Annotated in this window: 17 protein-coding genes; 7 read left to right on the top strand and 10 right to left on the bottom strand. The window is 72.2% G+C overall.

Annotated elements, in window-relative coordinates:
- Window positions 1–10: 10 nt before the first annotated feature.
- On the bottom strand, window positions 11–319 hold the full coding sequence (gene rplU, locus M3666_RS06465) for a 50S ribosomal protein L21 (protein ID WP_066653169.1): 309 nt from the start codon (window positions 317–319) through the stop codon (window positions 11–13).
- Window positions 320–497: 178 nt separating this feature from the next.
- Between rplU and M3666_RS06460 the strand changes: the two genes are divergently transcribed.
- Window positions 498–785, top strand: a complete 288-nt coding sequence (locus M3666_RS06460; protein ID WP_066653166.1) for a DUF4031 domain-containing protein — start codon at window positions 498–500, stop codon at window positions 783–785.
- A gap of 585 nt (window positions 786–1,370) precedes the next feature.
- On the opposite strand, the gene M3666_RS06455 is transcribed toward M3666_RS06460, so the two are convergent.
- Together M3666_RS06455 and M3666_RS06450 are read right to left on the bottom strand one after the other, a co-directional pair.
- Window positions 1,371–2,351 carry a hypothetical protein gene (locus M3666_RS06455; RefSeq protein WP_251154796.1) on the bottom strand — a complete coding sequence of 327 codons (981 nt, stop codon included), beginning with the start codon at window positions 2,349–2,351 and terminating at the stop codon, window positions 1,371–1,373.
- A gap of 1 nt (window position 2,352) precedes the next feature.
- Window positions 2,353–5,490 carry an Rne/Rng family ribonuclease gene (locus M3666_RS06450; protein ID WP_251154795.1) on the bottom strand — a complete coding sequence of 1,046 codons (3,138 nt, stop codon included), beginning with the start codon at window positions 5,488–5,490 and terminating at the stop codon, window positions 2,353–2,355.
- A 333-nt stretch (window positions 5,491–5,823) separates the two neighbouring features.
- On the opposite strand from M3666_RS06450, the gene M3666_RS06445 reads away from it, so the two are divergent.
- The gene (locus M3666_RS06445) at window positions 5,824–6,432 is read left to right on the top strand and encodes a vitamin K epoxide reductase family protein (protein WP_251154794.1); all 609 of its coding nucleotides are present in this window, start codon (window positions 5,824–5,826) and stop codon (window positions 6,430–6,432) included.
- Window positions 6,433–7,056: 624 nt separating this feature from the next.
- Here the strand turns inward: M3666_RS06445 and M3666_RS06440 are convergent.
- Genes M3666_RS06440 through ileS form a run of 5 tightly spaced genes read right to left on the bottom strand, consistent with a single transcriptional unit; the run spans window position 7,057 to window position 13,525 of the window.
- Entirely contained in the window at window positions 7,057–7,905 is an 849-nt protein-coding gene (locus M3666_RS06440) for a thioredoxin domain-containing protein (protein ID WP_058728427.1), read from the bottom strand.
- A 25-nt stretch (window positions 7,906–7,930) separates the two neighbouring features.
- The gene (ndk, locus tag M3666_RS06435) at window positions 7,931–8,350 is read right to left on the bottom strand and encodes a nucleoside-diphosphate kinase (protein WP_058728426.1); all 420 of its coding nucleotides are present in this window, start codon (window positions 8,348–8,350) and stop codon (window positions 7,931–7,933) included.
- 26 nt (window positions 8,351–8,376) lie between these two features.
- On the bottom strand, window positions 8,377–8,748 hold the full coding sequence (locus M3666_RS06430; protein ID WP_066653151.1) for a DUF4233 domain-containing protein: 372 nt from the start codon (window positions 8,746–8,748) through the stop codon (window positions 8,377–8,379).
- 41 nt (window positions 8,749–8,789) lie between these two features.
- Window positions 8,790–10,274 carry a folylpolyglutamate synthase/dihydrofolate synthase family protein gene (locus tag M3666_RS06425; protein WP_251154793.1) on the bottom strand — a complete coding sequence of 495 codons (1,485 nt, stop codon included), beginning with the start codon at window positions 10,272–10,274 and terminating at the stop codon, window positions 8,790–8,792.
- Window positions 10,271–13,525 (bottom strand): isoleucine--tRNA ligase, encoded by a 3,255-nt coding sequence (gene ileS / locus M3666_RS06420; protein WP_251154792.1) that lies wholly within the window; start codon window positions 13,523–13,525, stop codon window positions 10,271–10,273. The genes M3666_RS06425 and ileS overlap by 4 nt, the downstream gene beginning before the upstream one ends.
- A gap of 242 nt (window positions 13,526–13,767) precedes the next feature.
- On the opposite strand from ileS, the gene M3666_RS06415 reads away from it, so the two are divergent.
- Window positions 13,768–14,802 (top strand): cation diffusion facilitator family transporter, encoded by a 1,035-nt coding sequence (locus tag M3666_RS06415; protein ID WP_251154791.1) that lies wholly within the window; start codon window positions 13,768–13,770, stop codon window positions 14,800–14,802.
- Window positions 14,803–14,813: 11 nt separating this feature from the next.
- On the opposite strand, the gene M3666_RS06410 is transcribed toward M3666_RS06415, so the two are convergent.
- Window positions 14,814–15,413: a TetR/AcrR family transcriptional regulator gene (locus M3666_RS06410; protein ID WP_066653145.1), complete on the bottom strand. Its 600-nt coding sequence runs from the start codon at window positions 15,411–15,413 to the stop codon at window positions 14,814–14,816.
- A gap of 31 nt (window positions 15,414–15,444) precedes the next feature.
- On the opposite strand from M3666_RS06410, the gene M3666_RS06405 reads away from it, so the two are divergent.
- From M3666_RS06405 to M3666_RS06390, 4 genes are all read left to right on the top strand, one after another.
- Window positions 15,445–17,088, top strand: coding sequence for an ABC transporter substrate-binding protein (locus tag M3666_RS06405; RefSeq protein WP_251154790.1), 1,644 nt, complete (start codon window positions 15,445–15,447; stop codon window positions 17,086–17,088).
- The gene (locus M3666_RS06400; protein ID WP_308301835.1) at window positions 17,073–18,143 is read left to right on the top strand and encodes an ABC transporter permease; all 1,071 of its coding nucleotides are present in this window, start codon (window positions 17,073–17,075) and stop codon (window positions 18,141–18,143) included. Before M3666_RS06405 ends, M3666_RS06400 begins: the two co-directional genes overlap by 16 nt.
- Window positions 18,140–19,018, top strand: a complete 879-nt coding sequence (locus M3666_RS06395) for an ABC transporter permease (RefSeq protein WP_209683439.1) — start codon at window positions 18,140–18,142, stop codon at window positions 19,016–19,018. Before M3666_RS06400 ends, M3666_RS06395 begins: the two co-directional genes overlap by 4 nt.
- Before the next feature lie 68 nt (window positions 19,019–19,086).
- Window positions 19,087–20,655, top strand: coding sequence for an ABC transporter ATP-binding protein (locus M3666_RS06390; protein ID WP_251154789.1), 1,569 nt, complete (start codon window positions 19,087–19,089; stop codon window positions 20,653–20,655).
- A gap of 239 nt (window positions 20,656–20,894) precedes the next feature.
- On the opposite strand, the gene proP is transcribed toward M3666_RS06390, so the two are convergent.
- On the bottom strand, window positions 20,895–22,469 hold the full coding sequence (gene proP, locus M3666_RS06385; protein WP_235426521.1) for a glycine betaine/L-proline transporter ProP: 1,575 nt from the start codon (window positions 22,467–22,469) through the stop codon (window positions 20,895–20,897).
- Between the last annotated feature and the right edge of the window lie 23 nt (window positions 22,470–22,492).

Below are 22,492 nucleotides of genomic sequence, written 5' to 3'. Positions count from 1 at the left end.
TACTCCCGCCTTACGCGATCGAGGTGATCTTGACACGGGTGAGCTCAGCGCGGAAGCCCTGGCGCTTCTTGTACCCGGTCTTGTTCTTGAACTTCTGGATGACGACCTTCGGGCCGCGGAGGTCCTCGAGCACCTGGGCGGTGACGGTCACGTTCGCGAGCTCGGAAGCCGCCGACGTGATCTTGTCACCGTCCACGAGGAGCACCGGGGCGAGGTCGATGTTGCCCTTGTCGTCGGCCTTGGCACGGTCGATCGTGAGGATCGTGCCGACCTCGACCTTCTCCTGACGGCCGCCGGCGCGCACTACTGCGTAAACCACGTGGAATTCCTTACGTACTCTGCTTGAGGGAAGTCTCGGGTGCCCACTTCTGCACGAGCGGCTCCCGGAGGCCGGGCCCGATCGGCGACGCAGGCAGAACGGCCCGCTGACACCAGGGATCGAGAATACTCGATCCCCCCGGGTCCGGTCAAACGGCGACACACGTACGATGACTCGCGTGACCGTGCTGATCGACCCGCCGACGTGGCCCGCCCACGACACCGTCTGGTCGCACCTCGTCAGTGATGCATCCTACGACGAACTCCACGCCTTCGCCGAACGGGCCGGGATCCCCCGCCGCGCGTTCGACCACGACCACTACGACGTACCGCGTTCCCGCTACGACGAACTCGTGGCTGCGGGCGCGACGGCGGTGACCGGGCGCGAGCTGGTGCTCCGGCTCATCGCGAGCGGCCTGCGGGTGGCGCAGCGCGACAAGCGCGGTCGGCACCGGCACGCGCACTGACCGTCCGCGCAGGCCGCGCGGACGGTCGGCGACACGCCCCTCCCGTGGCGCGTCGCACGGGTCCGCGGCGCGACGGCCGGGAGGCGCGCCCCGCCGCAGCGACGCCGCGTCGCGCCCGGTGGACCACCCGGAGCACGCGGGGTCGCCGCGGTCCCGTCGACCCTGGCACGACGATCGATGCGACCCGCCGCAGCGTGCGGTCGGCAGCCGCCTGCCACAGCGGACGGCAGCAGCGGGAGGCCGGGCGCCGGACGCCGGACGCCGGCAGCCGCCGGTCGCCGGCAGCCCCCGGCCGGCGGGCGGCAGGGTGGCGGCCACCGGCCGGCGAGCGGCAGTGTGGCGGCGCTGTCGGCGTCCGCACGACGTCGAGCACGTCGAACCACGTGACGGCGTGGCGCGAGGTGCTTCCCGGTGGTCAGCAGCAGCTCGCGCCGTGCGGTCGGCACGGTTCGGCGTCCGGCGGTCCGGCGGTGCACGGGGTGGCCCGGCGGGGTCGAGCGAGCCGACGACGGACGCCCGGAGCCGGGCTCCCGCCGGTGGCTGTGTCAGCGCACCGGCGGTGCCCGGCGACCGAGCGTGTCGGTGTCAGCGCGTCGGCGGCGTCCACCGGTCGTCGGGCCGCTGCACGGGCGGCTGGCCGGCGGCCTGCTGGGACCCGGACGGCTGACCGTACTGCTGCTGCTGCTGCTGCTGCTGCGCACCGTAGGGCTGCACGGTCGGCGCGGGCACGGCGTCCGCAGGACGGACCGTCCCCGGTCGTCCGCCCGTCGGCCCCTGCCCCGGGCGTCCTCCCCGTGGACGCCCCAGCCAGAGCCACGCCACGGTCGACGTCGCGAGGAGCATGAGGGTGAAGGGGATGCCGTTCTGCAGGGGCCCGGTGAGGACGTCGATGACGAGCCGGGCACCCGACCCCGTCCGGACCGCGGCGTAGGACCCGGTGAAGACCCCGACGAGCGCCAGGGCGACCGTCCCCGCGGCACCGGCGAGCACGGCACGGAGGAGCACCGTCGGCAGCGGACTCCGCCGCGCGATCGGCGTGAGGAACGCGAGGGCCGTGAACGCTCCCACGTAGAACGGGAACGGCGAGGCGAACACGCCCGACACGAAGCTGCCGAGCAGGCTCGCCCCGGTGCCGTACTTCGAGAAGGGGTGCACGACGAGGGACGCCCCGAGCAGCCCGAGGACGCCGGACACCACCTCGACGAGCACGACGGACACGACGGCGATGAGGGCCCCCGTGACGTTGGCGACCGACGCTCCGGGTGCGAACGCCCGGCGCGGATCCGCGGTCCGGGGCGGCCGTGACCGCACCCGGCCCTGCTGGCCGTACGGCTGTTGGCCGTCCTGCGGCTGGCCGTACGGCTGCTGACCGTACGGCTGCTGACCGTCCTGCGGGCGGCCGTACGGCGGCTGCTGCTGGCCGCCGGGTTGCTGGCCGACGTGCTGCTGGCCGGGCCACGCCGGGCCACCGGGCTGGCCGCCCGCGGGCGGTGCGGGCTGCGACCAGCCCGCACCGTAGTACCCGCGGTCCTGCTGCCGACCGTTCGGGTCGCCCGCGTGGGTCACGTCAGTTCCCCACGATCACGGCGCCGTCGTCCTGCCCGTCGTCGTCCGAGGACGCCGGTGCGCTGATGCTCGGCGACGACACACGGCGCGACCGCGATCGGCCCTGCCCCGGCTGCTTCGGCTCCGGGAGGGCCTGCAGCACGGAGTCGAGGAGCGACTCCGCGTCGTCCCGGACCGGACGCGGCTCACGCTTGGTCACGGCCACCGGGATGTCGAGGATCGCGACGGTGTTCTCGGTCGGGGTGACGGGAGCGCTCGAGCTCACGCGGCGACGAGTCGGCGCGGTCTTCGCCGGAGCAGCCTCCTGCGCGGACGGCTCGGGAGCGGACCCCTGCGAAGGGGTCTCCTGTGCGCCAGCGGAGCCCGCGCGGCCGGAACGGTGCTGGACGGCCTCGTCGGTGTCGCGCACGGCGGACCCGCGCTGCTCGCCGCCGTGCTGTTCGGCATCCTGCTCGTCGGTACCGCGCTGCTCGGGTGCAGCACTGCCGGCACCACGACCGCCACGACGGCGGCGGCGCTTCGACCCGGACGACTGCTCGCCGTCACGGTTGCCCGCACCCCCGGCGTCCTCCGCGCCACGCTCCGGCGCGGACACCGGCGACGGACCGGACGCTGGTGCATCGGCCGAGGCGGAGACCGCGGCCTCGGGGTCCGGGGTCGCCGCACCGCCGCGCGGCGACGCCACGCCGGTCACCGGTTCGCCGGACGACGCCTCGTCGTGGGGCAGGGTCGAGGCCGCGATGCGGGACAGCGCGTTCTTGACGTCCTCGGTGATCTGGTGCGCCTGCGACGACTGGCCGGTCGACCCGTTGCCGGAGCCCCCGTTGCCCGAGCCGCCGTTGCCAGCGTGCCCGTTGCCTCCCTGGCCGTTGCCGTTGCCGTTGCCACCGGTCGAGCCGCCGTTGCCGCGGCCCTTGCGGCGCCCCTTCGAGGGCCCGGGGTCCGCGTTGTTGTCGTTGACCTTGGCGTTGACCTCGTCGAGCGACTCACGCAGCCCGACACCGATCTTCTTGCGGGTCATCTGCACGAGGCCGAGCGAGGTGACCTCGGCCACCTGGTGCTTCGTGCGGTCGCGGCTCAGGCACTCGACGAGACGACGCAGCACCAGGTCGCGGTTCGACTCGAGCACCATGTCGATGAAGTCGATGACGATGATGCCGCCGATGTCGCGCAGGCGGAGCTGTCGGACGATCTCCTCGGCCGCCTCGAGGTTGTTCTTGGTGACGGTCTCCTCGAGGTTGCCGCCGGAGCCGACGAACTTGCCGGTGTTGACGTCGACGACCGTCATGGCCTCGGTGCGGTCGATCACGAGCGAGCCACCCGAGGGCAGCCAGACCTTGCGGTCCAGGGCCTTCTCGATCTGCTCGTTGAGGCGGTACTCCTCGAACGAGTCCGGGCCGTCGTAGATCTCGACGCGGTCCTTAAGATCGGGCGCCACGGCGTCGAGGTACTCCTCGATGGTGCCGCGCGCGGCCTCGCCGTCGATGATCAGCTTCGTGAAGTCCTCGTTGAAGACGTCACGCACGATCTTGACGAGCAGGTCCGGCTCCGAGTGCAGCAGGACCGGGGCGTGCCCGTTCTGCACCTTCTTCTGGATCGCGTCCCACTGGCTGGTCAGGCGCTGCACGTCGCGCGTGAGCTGTTCCTCGGTCGCACCCTCGGCAGCGGTGCGGACGATGACGCCCGCGTGCTCCGGCAGGACCTCCTTGAGGATCTTCTTCAGGCGCGCACGCTCGGTGTCCGGCAGCTTGCGCGAGATGCCGTTCATGGAGCCGTTCGGCACGTAGACCAGGTAGCGACCAGGCAGCGAGACCTGCGAGGTCAGACGGGCACCCTTGTGCCCGACCGGGTCCTTGGTGACCTGCACGAGGACCTTGTCCCCGGGCTTGAGCGCGGCCTCGATGCGTCGGCCGTGGTTGCCGGTGTCGACCGAGTTCCAGTCGACCTCGCCCGCGTAGAGCACGGCGTTCCGACCGCGGCCGATGTCGACGAAGGCCGCCTCCATCGAGGGCAGCACGTTCTGCACCTTGCCGAGGTAGACGTTCCCGATGAGCGAGACGTTGTGCGACTTGGTGACGTAGTGCTCCGCGAGGACGTTGTCCTCGAGCACGCCGATCTCGATCTTCGACGAGCTCGACCGGACGATCATCTGGCGGTCGACGCTCTCGCGGCGCGCGAGGAACTCGTCCTCGGTGATGACCGTGCGACGACGACCGGCGTCACGGCCGTCGCGGCGACGCTGCTTCTTCGCCTCGAGTCGGGTGGACCCCTTGATGCGCTGCGGCTCGGTGATGAGCTCCGGCTCGCGGCGGCGCGGCTCCTGGTGGTCGCGCGGCTCACGGACGCCGCGCTCCTGGCGGTCGGCACTGCTCCCGCGACGACGCGAGCGACGGCGGCTGCCGCCCTGCTCGTCGTCCTCGTCGTCGTCCTCGTCACGCGCAGCGCGCGCCGGCAGGGCCGGCAGGTCCGGCAGGACCGGCGCGTGGAAGATCAGGCTGAGGGTGCTGGTCGCCTTCGGCACGAAGGGCTCGTCCGCCTCCGGGGCGGATGCGGGCTCCGGCCGGGAGGCACCGCCCACCTCGACCGCGTCGGTCGCCACCGCGGTGGACGCGTCGTCCGCCGTGGTCGCCCCGTCCGGGTCGGCCGCTGTGGTCGCAGCGGGTGCGTCCGCGACCGTGCTGCGCTCGGTGCCGGCTGCACCGCCGTCCGACGACGCCTCGACGACGGGCTGGCTGCCCGTGACCGTCGAGACGTCCTGGGGCTCCGCCGCGGCGGCCGTGACGTGCTCGACCGCGACCTCGACGGCGTCGTCCGCCGTCGCCGTGTCCGTCGACGCAGGGGTCGTCGACGCAGGGTTCGTCGGCTCGGGGGTCGTCGGCTCGCTGCCCGTCGCTTCGGTGTCCGTCGCTTCGGCATCCGTCGACGCGCTGTCCGGGGCGACCGGTCCGTCGACCGCAGCGGTCTCGTCGGTCGGCGCGTCGTCGGTCACGGCGACCGTCTCGATGTCGCTGGTGTCGGTGTCGACGTCACCACGGGCCTCCTGGCCGGTGGACCGGGCGCGACGGCTGCCGAACAGGCGGCCACGGCGCTTCGGTGCGACTTCTTCGTTGTTCGGGTTGTCGGTGTTCTGCTCCACCATGGATCTGGTGCACTCCTCGGCCCCACTCGCGTCCTGACGGACGGCGGGAATTCTGTGGTTGTCACGGGTGGCGTCCACGCCCCCGTGTTCGTTCTCGTGACCGGTGTTCGTCGTCCCGGCGTGCGGTCCGGTGTCGTTCCGTGTCGGACACCCGGCCCGACCGGCTCGGCATCGGATGTGACGCGAGTCCCGGTCACGGCGCGCTCTCACCGCGCCTGATCGTCCGGGCTGCGCCCGGAAAGCTCTCTCGCCGCACGGATCGGCCGCGCGACTGCTGTCATTGTCGCACGAGGTGCCAGGAAAGGTCCGGAACGGACATGCGATGATGACGCCGTGAGCACGAGCGCAACCACGCCCCGCCGCCCGGTCGCGATGGCGGTCTTCCTCATCGTCACCGGAGCAGTCGGCCTCTTCGCCGCGTTCAACCTGGTGCTGGACGAGTTCGCGAAGTACGAGAACCCCTCGAAGGCGCTCAGCTGCGACGTGAGTCCGTTCGTGAACTGCTCGCAGGTGATGACGAGCTGGCAGGGCTCCCTGTTCGGGTTCCCGAACCCGCTCCTCGGCGTGATGGGCTTCGTCGCCCCGATCGCCGTCGGGGTGATGCTGCTCGCCGGCATGCGGAACGGTCACCGCTGGTTCTGGGTGCTGTTCAACGCCGGGGTGTTCCTGGCGTGGGTGTTCGTCACCTGGCTCTTCACGCAGACCGTCTGGGTCATCGGCTACCTGTGCCCCTGGTGCCTGCTCGTGTGGACCGTGACGATCCCGATGTTCTGGATCTTCACGACCTGGAACGCGGCGCAGGGACGCTTCGGCGCCGGGCTCCAGCGGGTCGGGCGCTCGCTGCTGCCCTACTCGTGGGCGTTCGTGCTGGCGAACTACGCCGTGATCGTGGTCAGCATCCTCATCGTGTTCCCCCGCGTGCTCTCGACGCTCCCGTTCTGACGCCGCGCTCGTGACGGCGTCCCGGTCCGCCTGACGCTGCCGGGCCGCTGCTCGGTGCACGTCCCGGTCGTCCTGACGCCACCGGACCGTTGCGATGCCCCCCGTCCCGGTCCCTCGAGCGGGCCAGATCCGTCACGCTCGACGTTCTCCGGCGACGGATCGTGCCCTCGCCCGGATCGCCAGCGGCGTGTCCTGCCCACTCGGGAGGGCCGTCGGATCGGTCCTGATCGCTCGCGCAGCGTCCGGACGACACGTGCTCCTCGCTCCTCCGGTGTGCGAGCGGATCGTCCCGCACCGGCGAGCGTGCTGCCTCGGCCCGTGATCCGCCGACCCGGCCAGGCCCGGACGCCCGATCCTTCCCATGACACCTGCGATGCACGGCGCTTTCGGGCATCCCTGGTGCAACCGAAGCGCCAGGTACGCCCGGTTTCGCTCGGTACGCCCGGATCGACCAGGTGCGCACGCCGCCGCGCGCCCCCGCGCCGCACCGCACCTCCCCGCACCCCAGGCGCCTCCCCGCGCCCCAGGCTCTGCGTCGCGCGCCCGCGCCCCAGGCAGTCCGGGGACAGCGATCGGCCCCGCGCTCCCGGATCGGGAGCGCGGGGCCGAGTGCGGCGGGGCCGACTACTTCGCGGCGGCCTCGATGGTCGGGACGACGTCGGTGAGGGTGCTCACACGCTGCCCGTTCACCAGGATCGTCGGCGTGCCGAAGCCCTGGGGACCGGCGACCGCCGGGTCCGAGGTGACCTGGTTCGTGATCTTCGTGACCCAGCCCTTGTACGTCTCGTTCGACAGGCACTCGGACACGTCGGAGCCGGTGGCCCCGCCGGCCTTCACCAGGTCGGCGATCTCGGCGTTGGTCAGGCCCTTCGTGCCCTCCTCCGGCTGCTTCTCGAAGAACTGCGTCTGCACGTCGAGGAACTTGTCCGGCGCGTAGTTCGCGACGCACATCGCGGCGTTCGCGGCACGGCTGGCGTAGCGCGAGCCGAGGTAGCTGCGGTCGAGGATCGACACCGGGTGGATCTCGAGCGTCGCCTGACCGTTCTTCACGAAGTCGGTGATCTGGTCGGCGTAGGCGCCCTCGAACTGCTTGCAGACCGGGCAGGCCCAGTCGACGTACTCGACGACCTTGACCTTGCCGTCGCTGTCGGCCGTGGCGACCGGGGACGGGGTGCCGTCCGCCGAGACCGCTCCGGTCGTGACGGGGGTGATCTTGCCGTCGCCGCCGGTGAACTGGATGCCACCGGTGACCATGTTCTTCGGGCCGGCGGCGGAGGTGGTGCCCCCGCTGTTCACGTTCACCACGACGATCGCGATGATCGCCGCGACGGCCACGATGCCCAGGCCGATGCCGCCCTGCAGGAACCACTTGTTGCGGCGCTTGCGGCGCTTCTCGGCGTCGGCCCGCTGGCGGGCGACCTCACGGGCGTGCTGGCGACGCTCGTTCTTCGTGGGACGGTCGTTGTTCGTCATCGCGTCTGTGCTCCGCTTCGGTCGATCAGGCGAACCAGAGGGCGAGCTCGCGGGCGGCCGACTCCGGGGAGTCCGAGCCGTGCACGAGGTTCTGCTGCACCTTGAGGCCCCAGTCGCGACCGAGGTCGCCACGGATGGTCCCCGGGGCGGCCGAGGTCGGGTCCGTGGTGCCGGCGAGCGAGCGGAAGCCCGCGATCACACCGTTGCCGGCGACGCGCACGGCGACGACCGGGCCGGACTGCATGAACTCGACGAGCGGCTCGAAGAACGGCTTGCCCTGGTGCTCCTCGTAGTGCTGGTCGAGGAGCTCACGCGACGCCGTGACCATCTTGAGGTCGACGATCTCGTAGCCCTTGGTCTCGATGCGACGGAGGACCTCTCCGGTGAGCTGGCGGGCGACGCCGTCGGGCTTGACGAGGACGAGGGTCTCTTCGAGATCGGACACGCAGTTCTCCTGTGGTTCGGTGGTGGTCAGTCCTCGGCCTGAGCGGCCCGGAACGCGGCGTTCTGCCGGTCGAGCTGACCGCCCTTGACGAAGCAGAACACCCACAGCGCCAGGAACACCGCGCCGACCGCGAACATGAACGGCTCGATGAAGCCGGTGGCGAGGATGGCCGCCTGCAGCAGCCACCCGAACCATACACCGGCGCGCTTGCCCGTCAGGCGTGAGGCAGCTGCGAGGACGATGATCGCCAGGATGCCGCCACCGAACGCCGCGAGCGGCGGCAGCGTGCCCTTCCCGTAGACGACGAGCATCGGGAAGAAGAACATCACGGCCTCGAGTCCGAGGGTGATCGCGAGGAGGCTCTCGCGGGCACCGCGCTGCGGGCGCGGCTTCCGCACGCGCGGCTGTCGACCCGGCCGGGAGGCCCGTGGTGCGTCCGTCACTTCGTCCCGCTCTCCGCGTGGACCAGGTCCATGACCTTCCCCACCATGACGATGGAGCCGGCGACGAGCACGAGGGCGTCCTCGGCGTCCGCCTCCTCCGCCAGGTCGCGCGCTTCCTGCAGTGCCTGCTCGAGCGCGGGTTCGACGACCACGCGGTCCTCGCCCACCTCGGCCACGACGATGCGGGCGAACGCGTCCGCGTCGAGTGCACGGTCCCCCGGCGGCTGCGTGACGACGAAGGTCTGGACCGTGTCCTTGAGCGCCCGGACGAAGCCGCGGGCGTCCTTGTCGCCGAGGATCCCGACGACGCCGACGACGTGCTCGGACGGGAACGCGACCGGCAGCGCCTCGGCCAGGGCGCGCGCCCCGTGCGGGTTGTGCGCGGCGTCGACCACGACCGTGGGCTCCTGCGCGATCGGCTGCAGCCGGCCGGGGCTGGTCGCGTTCGCGAGGCCCTCGGACAGGACGTCCTCGTCGAGGGCCTGCGAGCCCCGCCCGAGGAACGACTCGACCGCGGCGATGGCGACGGCGGCGTTGTGCGCCTGGTGCTGGCCGAAGAGCGGGACGAACAGGTCGTCGTAGCGCCCGGCGATGCCCTGCACGGTGACGAGCTGCCCGCCGACGGCCGGGGTGTCGGACACGACGGAGAACCCGGTGCCCTCGACGGCGAGCGTCGACTCGGTGAGCTCCGCGGCCCGCTCGAGCTCCGCGAGGGCCTCGGGCGTCTGCGCACTGGAGACGACCGACGACGACGGCTTGATGATCCCCGACTTCGTGCGGGCGATCTCGGCGACGGTCGACCCGAGCTGCTTGGCGTGGTCGATCGCCACGGGGGTGATCACCTGCACCTGGCTCTGCACCACGTTGGTGGAGTCCCACTCGCCGCCCATGCCGACCTCGATGACGGCGACGTCGACCGGTGCCTCGGCGAAGCACGCCAGGGCCAGGACGGTCAGCGCCTCGAAGAAGGTCAGCGGCTGCTCGCCCTTGTCGGTGAGCTCCTGGTCCGTCATCGCCAGGATCGGGGTGATGTCGTCCCAGTTCTCCACGAACCGGTCGGCCGCGATCGGCTCACCGTCGATGACGATGCGCTCCCGGATCGACACCAGGTGCGGACTCGTCATGAGGCCGGTGCGCAGCCCGTGGGCGCGGACGATGCTCTCCGCCATGCGCGCGGTCGACGTCTTGCCGTTCGTGCCGGTGACGTGGATGACCGGGTACGCCAGGTGCGGGTCGCCGAGGAGCTCGACGGCCCGTCGGGTGGCGGTCAGCCGACGTTCGGGTGCCTGCTCGCCGATCCGGGCGTACAGGGCGGCTTCGACGCGCTGCACCTCGTCGTCGTCGCCGCCGTACGGCAGCGCGTCCGTCGGGGTCTGGTCGCCGGACGGTCCGACCGGGATGCGGACCCCGGCCGTGTCGTCGAGCGGACCGAGGTCCTCGATGCCGTCGTGGTCGTCGTCGTACTGCTCGCTGTCGCTCATGCGCGTGCCACCTCCACGGACACCTTCGCACCGTCGCCGACGTCCGAGCCCTCGCCGGGAGCGAACGTCGTCGTGGTCACCTCGACGCTCGTCGCGAGGGTCTCCCCCGCGATGAGCTGCTCGTGCGTGCGGATCGCGTCCTCGGCGTCCTCGGAGACCCGGAGCGTCAGGACGATGCGGTCGCTGACGTCGAGGTCGGCGTCGCGGCGGGCCTGCTGCACGGCGCGGACGACGTCACGGGCGAGCCCCTCGGCCTCGAGCTCGGGGGTCGTCACGGTGTCGAGCACCGCGAAGCCGCCGCCGTCGAGGAACGCCACCGCGACGGAGTCGTCCGCGACGGTGAGGTCGAGCGTGTACTCGCCCTCGACGAGGTCGACGCCGCCGACCGTCACGCCGGACTCGGTCGCGACCCAGTCACCCTTCTTGGCGGCCGGGATCACCTGCTGCACCTGCTTGCCGATCCGGGGGCCGGCGGCGCGGGCGTTGACGGTGAGCTTCCGCTCGATGCCGTAGCGGCCGAGCGAGGACTCCTCCTGCTGCTCGAGCACGACGCGCTTCACGTTGAGCTCGTCACGCAGGATGTCTGCGAACGGTTCGATCGCTGCCGGGTCCGGCACGACCAGCGTCAGGGTCGCGAGGGGCAGACGGACACGGCGGCCGGTCGCCTTGCGGAGCGCGAGCCCCTTCGACGCGACGTCGCGCACGCGGTCCATCGCGGCGACCAGGGCGTCGTCGGCCGGGAACTCGTCGGCGGACGGGAAGTCCTCGAGGTGCACGCTGCGCCCGCCGGTCAGGCCCTTCCAGACCTCCTCCGTGACGAGCGGCGCGAGCGGGGCGGCGACGCGGGTGAGCGTCTCGAGCACGGTGTACAGCGTGTCGAACGCCGCGCGGGCCTCGGGTGAGGACTCCGCACCGAGCCAGAACTTGTCGCGCGACCGACGGACGTACCAGTTGGTCAGCACGTCGGCGAAGTCCCGGACGGCCTGGGCCGCGAGCGGGGTGTCGAGCGCGTCGAGGTGCGTGGTCACGTCCGCGACGAGCACCCGGGTCTTCGCGAGCAGGTACCGGTCGAGCACGTCGGTGCTCGCCGTGCTGCGCGAGGCCTGGTAGCCGGTGTCGCCGGAGGCGTTCGCGTAGAGGGTGAAGAAGTAGTACGTCGACCAGAGCGGCAGCAGGAACTCGCGGACACCCTGGCGGATGCCCTCCTCGGTCACGACGAGGTTGCCGCCGCGGATGACCGACGACGACATGAGGAACCAGCGCATCGCGTCGGCGCCGTCGCGGTCGAACACCTCGGAGACGTCCGGGTAGTTCCGGAGCGACTTCGACATCTTCTGGCCGTCCGAGCCGAGCACGATGCCGTGGCTGATCACGTTCCGGAAGGCCGGGCGGTCGAACAGCGCGGTCGACAGCGCGTGCATGACGTAGAACCAGCCGCGGGTCTGCCCGATGTACTCGACGATGAAGTCCGCGGGGCTGTGCTCCTCGAACCACTCGCGGTTCTCGAACGGGTAGTGCACCTGCGCGTACGGCATCGAGCCGGAGTCGAACCACACGTCGAACACGTCGGAGATGCGTCGCATGGTCGACTGCCCCGTCGGGTCGTCGGGGTTCGGCCGGGTCAGCTCGTCGATGAACGGACGGTGCAGGTCGACCTCGCCGTCGGCGTTCAGCGGCAGGCGACCGAAGTCGCGCTCGAGCTCCTCGAGCGAGCCGTAGACGTCCTGGCGCGGGTACGCCGGGTCGTCCGACACCCAGACCGGGATCGGCGTGCCGAAGTACCGGTTGCGGGACACCGACCAGTCGATCGCGTTGCCGACCCACTTGCCGAACTGACCGTCCTTGACGTTGTCCGGCACCCAGTTGATGTCCTGGTTGAGCTCGCCCATGCGGTCGCGGAACTCGGTGACGCGGACGAACCACGACGAGACCGCCTTGTAGATGAGCGGCTTGCGGCAGCGCCAGCAGTGCGGGTAGCTGTGCTCGTACGAGGCCTGGCGGAGCAGTCGGCCCGCCTCGCGCACGGCCTTCGTCAGCGGCTTGTTGGCGTCCGACCAGAGCATGCCGGCGACGTCGCCGAACTGCGTCGTGAAGAGTCCGCCCTCGTCGAGGGACAGCACCACGGGGATGCCGGCGGCCGCGCAGACCTCCTGGTCGTCGGCGCCGTACGCCGGGGCCTGGTGCACGATGCCGGTGCCCTCACCCGTCTCGACGTACTCGGCGACGAGGATGCGCCACGCGTGCTCGTAGCCCTCGGCCTCCGCGAGGAAGTCGAACAGGCGCTCGTACTCGACGCCGTCGAGCTCGGCGCCGACGACCGTGCGGAGCACGGCGGCGAGCGCGTCGTCCGCGCTCTCGTAGCCGAGCTCCTTCGCGTGGGCGGCCACGGTGTCCGAAGCCAGGAGGTACCGAGCCGAGCCGGCGTCGCCACCGTCAGCCGCGCCTCCCGGCCCGGCCGGCACGACCGCGTACGCGATCTCCGGACCGACCGCGAGCGCCGCGTTCGTCGGCAGGGTCCAGGGGGTCGTCGTCCAGGCGAGTGCGCGGACCCCGGTCAGGTCGAGTGCAGCGGCGCGGGCGCCCTGCAGCGGGAACGACACCGTGACCGACTGGTCCTGGCGCATCTTGTAGACGTCGTCGTCCATGCGCAGCTCGTGGTTCGAGAGCGGCGTCTGGTCGTTCCAGCAGTACGGCAGGACGCGGAAGCCCTCGTACGCCAGGCCCTTGTCCCAGAGCTGCTTCCACGCCCACAGGACGCTCTCCATGAAGGTGACGTCGAGGGTCTTGTAGTCGTCCTCGAAGTCGACCCAGCGCGCCTGGCGGGTGACGTACGCCTGCCACTCGTCGGTGTACTGCAGCACGGACTTCCTGGCGGCCGCGTTGAAGACGTCGACGCCCATGTCGTCGATCTCGTGCTTCTCGGTGATCCCGAGCTGCCGCATCGCCTCGAGCTCGGCGGGCAGGCCGTGGGTGTCCCAGCCGAACCGGCGGTGCACCTGCTTGCCGCGCATGGTCTGGTAGCGCGGGAAGACGTCCTTCGCGTAGCCGGTCAGCAGGTGACCGTAGTGCGGCAGGCCGTTGGCGAACGGCGGGCCGTCGTAGAACGTCCACTCGGTGCAGCCCTCGCGCTGGTCGATCGACGCCTGGAAGGTGTCGTCGCCCTTCCAGAAGGCGAGGATCCCCTGCTCGACGGCGGGGAAGCTCGGCGAGGGCGTGACGCCGTCGGCGTTCGAGTTCAAGGGGTAGCGCACCGCATGGCTCCTGTGGTCGGGGTTCTCTGCCACGAGGACGGAGCGTGCTCCGCGGTACCACCTCGCTTGCCGGCCGCTGCTCGCGCTGCGACCGACCGCTCGTTCGCCGGATGGGGTGCGGTCCGGTCCGCCCGGGTCTACTGACGGCGGTGGTGCTGCCGCGTTCTTCCGGAGGCTCACCGGTGATGGCCGGTTCGACGCCTGGTGGGACGAGTCTACAAGAGTCGGAGCATGCTGGAGCGATGCCCTCGTCCGAGAAGCAGGACCGTCCGGAGTCCCTGCTCACCGTCGTCATCGCCTTCGCCGCCAACCTGCTCGTCGCCGTCGCCAAGACCGTCGCCTCCTTGATCTCGGGCTCGGCGTCGATGACCGCGGAGGCCGCGCACTCGTGGGCCGACACGGGCAACGAGATCTTCCTGCTCGTCGCCGAACGACGCGGTGCGAAGAAACGGGACCGGAAGCACCCGCTGGGGTACGGCCGTGAGACCTACATCTGGTCGATGTTCGCCGCGTTCGGCCTCTTCACCGCGGGTGCCGTCGTGTCGATCTGGCACGGCATCACCGAGCTCGGCGAGACCGGTCCGGCCGAGGACGTCGTGCTCAACTACGTCGTGCTCGGCATCGCGTTCGTCCTCGAGGGCACGAGCTTCCTGCAGGCCTACCGCCAGGCACACGGAGCCGCCACGAAGCGCCGCGTCCCGGTGCTCCGCCACGTGCTGCAGTCGTCGAACCCCACGCTCCGGGCGGTCTTCGCCGAGGACGCCGCGGCGCTGGTCGGCCTCGTGATCGCGTTCCTCGGCGTGCTGCTGCACCAGCTCACCGGCCTCGCGGTGTTCGACGCGATCGGCTCCATCGCGGTCGGACTCCTGCTCGGGGTCGTCGCGATCGTCCTCATCGAGCGCAACCGCCGGTTCCTGGTCGGCGAGGCGACGTCCCCCGAGCTCGAGGACGCCGTGCTCACCGAGCTGCTCCGTCGCGACGAGGTGGAGCGCGTCACCTACCTGCACCTGGAGTTCGTCGGACCGTCCCGGGTGTTCCTGGTGGCGGCGGTCGACCTGACCGGCAACGAGCTCGAGGACCACGTCGCGGTCCGGCTCCGTCGGGTCGAGGCGTCGCTCGAGGAGAGCCAGTACATCGAGGAGGCCGTCCTCACCCTGAGCATCCCGGGCGACGCGTCGCTCGCGGCCCGAGGGGACGGCGACGTCCCGGGGATCGTGCGCGACGGCACGGTGGAGGACGTCGCGGCCGGCGGTGCCGGGACGCTCCGCACCGAGTAGCGCCCGTCGCCTCAGCGCGCGTCGAGGCCTGCCGCGACCGGGGTCAGCGCCGCGCCGACGTACTCGACGAGGGACCTGCGGGCGACACCGTCGGCGACCCACACCCCGAACGCCGCCGCCGCGGCCCCGAGCATCGCCCCGGACACGGTCTGCGGCCACAGGGACGTCGGGTGCTCCCCCGTCCGCGAGCCGACGAACGCCGAGACCGCCCCGTGCTGTGCCATCACCCGCGCCGCCACACTGGCGACGAGCTCGGTGCCGATGTCCATCACCTCGGCCTGGGCGATCGCCCACGGCACCCGGTCCGGGTCGTGCGCCCGCGCCGCGGCGAGCACGGCCTGCTCCACGGCGCGCACGGGCGAGGACTCCGTCGAGGCGGTGAGGAACGCGGGCAGGTCGGCGACCGCGGCGTCGAGCTCCAGCCAGAGCACGTCCGACTTCGCCCCGAAGTAGTTGAAGAACGTCGCCCGGCTCACCCCGGCCCGGGCCGCGATCTGGTCGACGGTCGTCCGCGCGTACCCCTGCTCGAGGAACAGCTCGGCAGCCGCGTCGGCGAGGACCTCGGCACTCGAGCGTCGGGGGCGGCCACCGCGGCGCATCGTCTCGTCCATGCCGCCAGTAAACCGCTAGACTCGTGCAGCCATGATCTTGGACCGAGTACAGAAAACACGCGCCCGCGCGCTCCTCACCGCCGCGGGAGCCACCGCGGTCCTGCTGGCCCTGACCGCCTGCACCGGCGGTGGCACCGCCACGGACGCCGGCACGCCGGTCAGCGGCGGGACGCTCACGTACGCCTCCGGCGACGCCGAGCCGACCTGCCTCGACCCGCACGTCGGCGGGAACTACCCGCAGGCCCTGCTGTCGACGCAGTACATCGAGATGCTCACCGGCCTCGACCGGGCGGGGAAGCCGACGCCGGCCCTCGCGACCGGGTGGACGACGAGCGACGACGGGAAGACCCTGACGCTCGACCTGCGCACGGACGTGTCGTTCTCCGACGGCACCCCGTTCGACGCGGCCGCCGTCGTCGCGAACATCGAGCACGTGCAGGACCCGACGACGGCGTCGAGCACGGGCTACCTCGCCCTGCAGTCGATCACGAAGGCCACGGCGACCGACGACCACACCGTCACGCTGACCCTGAGCCGCCCGGACAGCGCGCTGCTCGAGTCGTTCTCGCAGCCCTGGGTCGGCATGGAGTCACCGAAGGCCCTGCAGCGCCCGCAGGCGACGAACTGCGCATCCCCCGTCGGCACCGGCCCGTTCACCGTCACGGAGTGGCAGCGGGGCGATCGCATCACCCTGGCGAAGAACGACGCGTACACGCCGCTCACCGGCTCGACGGAGCCCCGCCTCGACGGCATCACGTGGCGCTTCCTGCCCGACTCGACCTCGCGCTACGCCGCACTGCAGGCCGGCCAGGTCGACGTCATCGACAACGCCCAGCCCGACCAGCTGAAGAGCGCCTCGACGAAGGGCGCGATCCGCGACCTCGACGCCCCGCGCCCCGGCGCCTCGAACCGCCTCGAACTGAACTCCGGGCACGGGGTGTTCCGCGACGAGGCGGTCCGGAAGGCCTTCATCGCCGGCGCCGAGATCGACCCGGGCCTGCAGAGCCTGTTCCTCGGCACCGCGAAGCGCTCGTACTCGGTGCTGTCGAGCGTCGAGCCCGACGGGTACTCCGATCCGGCGCTGTTCGAGTACTCCCCGAAGACGGCGGGACGCCTGCTCGACGAGGCCGGTTGGAAGGTCGGCAGCGACGGCGTCCGCGAGAAGGACGGGCAGCGGCTCACCGTCACCTTCCCGGTGTCGACGAACCAGTCGGTGCCCGCGGAGCGCAGCCTGTTCCAGCAGGTCCAGGCCTCGGAGAAGGCGGTCGGGTTCGACGTGCGGCTCGAGGAGCTCGACCTCTCCAGCTGGTACGCCGCCCTCGCCGCGAACGAGTACGACGTCGTCAGCGCTCCGTACACCAAGGTCGGCCCGGACGTCCTCCGCATCCTGTACGACAGCGCGAGCATCGAGCCCGCACCGTCGGGCTACTTCGCGAACCTCGCGCAGCTCGACGACCCGACGGTCGACGACCTGCTGGAGCGTGCGGCACGCACGTCGGACGCCGACGAGCGCGGCGACCTGTACCGCCAGGCGCAGCAGCGGATCCTGGCGAGCGGCACCGTCCTGCCGCTCTACGACCAGCAGAACCACTTCCTGTACCGCTCCGCCGTCCACGGCATCGAGACCACGTCGGTCTCCACCCCGTGGTTCGGCACCGCGTGGATCGCCCGCTGACGGGCGAGCCGGCCGGGAGGCCCGCCCCGCGTCCGCCACGCACCGGCACCCGTCGCGGGTGGTCGGCGTGGGTCCTGTGGGGTCTCCGCCGTGCGGCCGGCGGCATCGGGGTGCTCTGGGCGGTCGCCACGATCGTCTTCGTCGCGATCCGGTTGATCCCGGGTGACCCGGCGCTGGCGATCCTCGGCGGCCCCGGGTCCCAGGCCTCGGCGGAGGCGGTCGAGGCCGTCCGCCGCGAGTACGGCCTCGACCGGCCGGTGCTCGTGCAGTACGCGGTGTTCCTCGGGCGCCTGGCGACCGGGCACCTCGGCGACTCGTACGCGTTCCGCACGCCCGTGTCCGAGCTCCTCGCGCAGCAGGTCCCCGTGACGCTGACGCTCGCGGTCGCCGGACTCGTCGTCGCCTGGGTCCTGGCGATCGGCGCCGCGTGGTGGTCGACGCAGCGCGGGCGGATCGCCGCGGCCCTGACCGGCGCGATCACCGTGACGGCGAGCGTCGTGCCGCACTTCTGGCTCGGCAGCGTGCTCATCGTGGTCTTCGCGAGCGCACTCGGGTGGGTGCCGGCGGTGTCGGACGGCAGCCTGCGCGGTTGGGTCCTGCCCGTGCTCACCGTCGCCGTGCCGGTCGCGGGGTACCTCGCCGAGACGGTCCGCGACGGCGTGGTCGACGCCCAGCGCTCCGCGTTCGCCCTCGCAGCCCGCGGCCGCGGGGAGACCCGCGTCGGACTGTTCGGTCGTCACCTGCTCCGGCACGCGGCGCTCCCCGGGATCGCCCTGTCCGCGTGGGCCTTCGGCTCGCTGGTCTCCGGTGCCGTGGTCGTCGAGTCGGTCTTCGCGCTGCCCGGCATCGGTCGTGCCCTGGTCACCGCGGTCACCCAGCGGGACATGCCCCTGGTGGCCGGGATCGCCCTCGTGTCCGCCGCGGCGTACGTCGTCGTGCTGGCGGTCGCGGACCTGGTCGAGCGGGCGGTGGACCCGCGGACCCGCGACCGACGCCCGGCCGGTCGCGTGGGGCGAGTGCGCGTGCGCACGCAGGGCAGGGTGGACGCACGGTGAGCGGGGTGCTCGACCCGGGCCTCCCGGCCGGTGCGTCCGAGGGGCGGGCCCGACGGTCCGAGCGGTTCCGTGGGGGGACGCTCGGCCCGGCGGGCTCGGTCGCGGCGGTCGTCGTCGCGGTCGCGGTGCTGGCGGCGGTCTGGCCGGCGCTGCTCGGCGGCGGCGACCCGCTCGCGGTGCACCCCGCCGACGCCCTGACGCCACCCGGACCGGCGCACCCCTTCGGCACCGACGAGTCCGGACGCGACGTGCTCGCGCGCGTGGTCGCGGGGACACGGGCGTCACTCGTGGTCGGGGTCGCCGCGACGCTCGTCGGCGGTCTCACCGGGATCCTGCTCGGCACGCTCGCCGGACTCGGTGGCCGGATCGTGGACGCGGTCGTCGGCCGGGTCACCGAGGTGGCGTTCGCGCTGCCGCTGCTGCTCGTCGCGCTCGTCGTCATCGCGGTCACCGGCCCCGGACCGGTGCCCGCGACCCTGGCGGTGGGGTTCGCCACGGCGCCCGGGTACGCCCGGATCGTCCGCGGCCTGGTCCGGAGTGCGCGGTCGTCGCAGGTGGTCGAGACCGCCGTGCTGCAGGGCCGCTCCCCCGGCCGGATCGTGTTCCGGCACGTCCTGCCCGCGGCACTCTGGCCCGTCGTCGCCGTCGCCACGCTCGGGGTCGGCCAGGCGGTCGTGTGGGCGTCGGCGCTCAGCTACCTCGGGGTCGGGACCCCGCCGCCCGCGCCGGAGTGGGGTGCGATGCTCGCGGACGGCCGCACCTACCTGCTGACCGCGCCGTGGATGAGCACCTTCCCGGGCCTCGCCATCGTGGTGCTGGCGACCGCGGTGACGGTGCTCGGCCGTGCGGTGCGGCGGACGGGGGCCGTGCGGTGAGGAGCTCCGAGCGGGGGCCCGACGACGTCGCGGGACGGACCGGTGCAGCACGGCCGGTGGGGGCCCGCGTGCTCGACGTCCGCGGGCTCGCGGTGTCGATCGACGGCGCGACGGTGGTGCACGGCGTCGACCTGCACGTCGACGCCGGTGAGTGCGTCGCCCTGGTCGGGGCGTCCGGCTCCGGCAAGACCGTGACCGCCCGGGCGGTGCTCGGGCTCTCCGCAGCGGGTGCCGCGGTCACCGCCGACCGCCTCGACCTCGTCGGCTCCGACGTGCGCGGGCTCGCCGAGCGGCGCTGGCGTCGGCTCCGCGGGAGCACCGTCGGCTACGTCGGCCAGGAGGCCCTCGGCGCACTCGACCCCCTCCGCCCCGTCGGCCGCGAGGTCGCCGACGCCCTGCGCCTGCACACCGACCTGCGCGCAGCGGAACGGGTCGATGCCGTGCGCGCCGCACTGGCGGGCGTGGGGCTCGACCCCGCGATGGCGACCGACGGCCGGCGCTCCGGCACGCTCTCCGGCGGCATGCGACAGCGCGCGCTGATCGCGGCGGCGACCGTGGCCTCCCCCGCGCTCGTGGTGGCGGACGAACCGACGACCGCCCTCGACGCCGCCGTGGCCGTCACCGTGATGGAGCAGCTCCGGGCCGTGCAGGACCGCGGCGCCGGGCTGCTGGTCATCACGCACGACCTCGGGCTCGTCGCCGGGTGGGCGGACCGGGTGCTCGTCGTCGACGAGGGGACGGTGGTCGAGCACGGACCGGTCGCCGAGGTCTTCGCAGCACCGCAGCACCCGGCGACCGCAGCCCTGGTGCGGGCGGCACGGGCGGACACGCGCCGGGCCGTGGGACGGGTGCCCCGGACCGGTGCGCCGTCGGCCCCGCTCCTCGAGGGCTCCGGGCTGTCCCGTTCCTTCGACGGGGTGCCCGCCGTGCAGGACGTGTCGATCACCGTGCGACCGGGCCGCGTGACGGGTTTGATCGGTGCCTCCGGCTCGGGCAAGACGACGGTGGCGCGGATGCTGCTCGGACTCGAGACGCCGGACGCCGGCACCGTCACGCTCGACGGCGACCCGTGGGTGCCCCTGCCCGAGCGCGAGCGCCGGGCTCGTCGGCACCGGGTGGCGGCCGTCGTGCAGGACCCCGGGGCGACCTTCGACGAGCGGTGGAGCGTCGGACGGGTGCTCGCGGACGCCCTGTCCCGCGGGCAGGAGCGGCGGGCGCGGGGTGGTCTGGCCGACCCGGTCGACGCTGCACTCCGTCAGGTGGGACTCGACCCCGAGCTGCGGTCACGCGCCCCGCGCACGCTCTCCGGCGGACAGCGGCAACGACTGGCGATCGCCCGGGCGCTGGCGACGTCGCCCGAGGTGGTCGTGCTCGACGAACCGGTGACGGCACTCGACGCGACCGTGCAGGACGCGGTGCTCACGCTGCTCGAACGACTGCGCGACGAGACCGGCGTGGCGATGGTGTTCGTGTCGCACGACCTGCGCGCCGTCCGGCGGATGGCGGACGAGGTGCTCGTGGTGCACGACGGCCGCGTCGTCGAGCAGGGCCCCGCGGAACGCGTGCTCGGCGCGCCGGAGCACCCGGCGACCGCGCGCCTGGTCGACGCTGCCGCCCGGCTCGCCCGCGGCGCCTGACCGCGGCGCGCCGGCGCCGGCGCCGCGGCGGCGCCGCGGCAGCGGGCGAGTCTCGCCCAGGCGGACACGTTCGCGGTAGCGAAGCCGCGAACGTGTCCGCCGGGCCGAGACTCGGGAAGCGCCCACGGAGCGGACATGCCGGGCCGAGACTCGGGAAGCGCCCACGGAGCGGACATGCCGGGAGGCACGGTGCGCGTCCGTGGCGGACGTGCACCGTGCCTCCCGGCCGACAGCGGCGGCTACGAGCCCGCGGGCTCCTTGTCGGACCCCGGCTTCGGGGTGTCCCCCGAGATGATCGGGATCTCGCTCGTCGAGAAGTCCTTCGCCCAGTCGGACTGCGCGAGCTCCGAGGTCGGGTCGTTGTAGTCCTTGATGACGTCGGCGACCTCGTCCTCGTGGGCGACCGTGGGGCCCGAGCCCATGAGCGGCGTCGCAGCCGTCTCCTTGGTGAAGAACACCGCGACGAGGCCGATCACGGCCGCGAGCATGAGGTAGAAGGCCGGGATGTCCTCGGCCCACGAGAGCCCGGCGTCCTTCGCCCCGGCGATGAGCGCCTGCGTCGCGAGCGGCGTCGTGCCACCGAAGAGCGAGACGGACACGTTGAACGCGATCGCCAGCGCGCCGTAGCGGATGATCGTCGGGAACAGCGCGGGGAGCGTCGACGGCATGGTCGACGTGAACGTGACGAGCACGAGACCGAGGATCAGCAGGCCGAAGAAGACCCCGGCACCGGTCCCGGTCTGGACGAGCTTGAGCGCCGGCCACGACAGCACGATGAAGCCGATGCAGCCGGCGGCGAGGACCGGCCGGCGGCCGAACTTGTCGGACAGGCGACCACCGAAGGTGATGACGACCATCATCAGGATCATCACGATGACGATGAGGATCAGGCCGAACGTGGCGTTCTGCCCGAGGTTCGTCTCGAGGTAGGTCGGCATGTACGACAGCAGCATGTAGTCGGTCACGTTGAACACGAGGACCAGGCCGATGCAGATGATGAGCGAGCGCCAGTTCTCGGCGAACAGCTTGAGGAACGGCGTCTTCTGCGATTCGCGCTCGGCGGCCTGCTCCTGCTGCTTCTGGAAGGCCGGGGTCTCCTCGAGCTTCAGGCGGAGGTAGAGCCCGATGAGGCCGAGCGGACCGGCGATCATGAACGGGATGCGCCAGCCCCAGCTGAGCAGGGTGTCCTCGGGCATCGCGTACTGCAGGACCGTGACGATCGACGCGCCGAGCACGTAGCCGGCCAGCGTGCCGAACTCGAGCCACGAGCCCATGAACCCGCGGCGCTTGTCGGGCGAGTACTCAGCGATGAACGTCGCGGCACCGCCGTACTCACCACCGGTCGAGAAGCCCTGCACGAAGCGGGCGACGAGGAGCAGCACGGGGGCCCAGAAGCCGATCGTCGCGTACGACGGGATGAGGCCGATCATGAGCGTGCCGGCGGCCATCAGGATCATCGTCAGCGCGAGGACCTTCTGCCGGCCGATCTTGTCGCCGATGGGGCCGAAGACGGCGCCGCCGATCGGGCGGACGATGAAGGCGGCCGCGAAGAACCCGAAGGTCGCGACGAGGTTCGACGTCGGGTCGCCCGCCGGCAGGAACACCTTCGAGATCGTGACCGTCAGGTACGCGAAGATGCCGAAGTCGAACCACTCCATCGCGTTGCCGAGGGCCGCAGCGGCGACGGCACGCTTGAGCAGCGACTCCTCGACGACGGTGACGTCGTCCTCGGTCAGCTTGCGGCGTGCACGCTTCGCTGCGCCCTTCGTGCGCAACGGCCGGTCGCCGTGCTGGTGTGCGTCGTTCGGTGCCAAGTTCGTTCCTCCGGTAGTGCTGT

The organism is Curtobacterium sp. ODYSSEY 48 V2, from assembly GCF_023712625.1.
GTDB lineage: Bacteria > Actinomycetota > Actinomycetes > Actinomycetales > Microbacteriaceae > Curtobacterium.
The sequence above is the reverse complement of the archived record's forward strand: the minus strand, read 5'-3'. Positions and strand labels throughout refer to the sequence as shown.

Bases quoted from the DNA above. Each gene is read 5' to 3' on its own strand.
- M3666_RS06425 (WP_251154793.1), bottom strand. From the start codon at position 10,274: ATGAGCGACAGCGAGCAGTACGACGACGACCACGACGGCATCGAGGAC.
- M3666_RS06410 (WP_066653145.1), bottom strand. From the start codon at position 15,413: ATGGACGAGACGATGCGCCGCGGTGGCCGCCCCCGACGCTCGAGTGCC.
- M3666_RS06450 (WP_251154795.1), bottom strand. From the start codon at position 5,490: ATGGTGGAGCAGAACACCGACAACCCGAACAACGAAGAAGTCGCACCG.
- M3666_RS06415 (WP_251154791.1), top strand. From the start codon at position 13,768: ATGCCCTCGTCCGAGAAGCAGGACCGTCCGGAGTCCCTGCTCACCGTC.
- M3666_RS06440 (WP_058728427.1), bottom strand. From the start codon at position 7,905: ATGACGAACAACGACCGTCCCACGAAGAACGAGCGTCGCCAGCACGCC.
- M3666_RS06405 (WP_251154790.1), top strand. From the start codon at position 15,445: ATGATCTTGGACCGAGTACAGAAAACACGCGCCCGCGCGCTCCTCACC.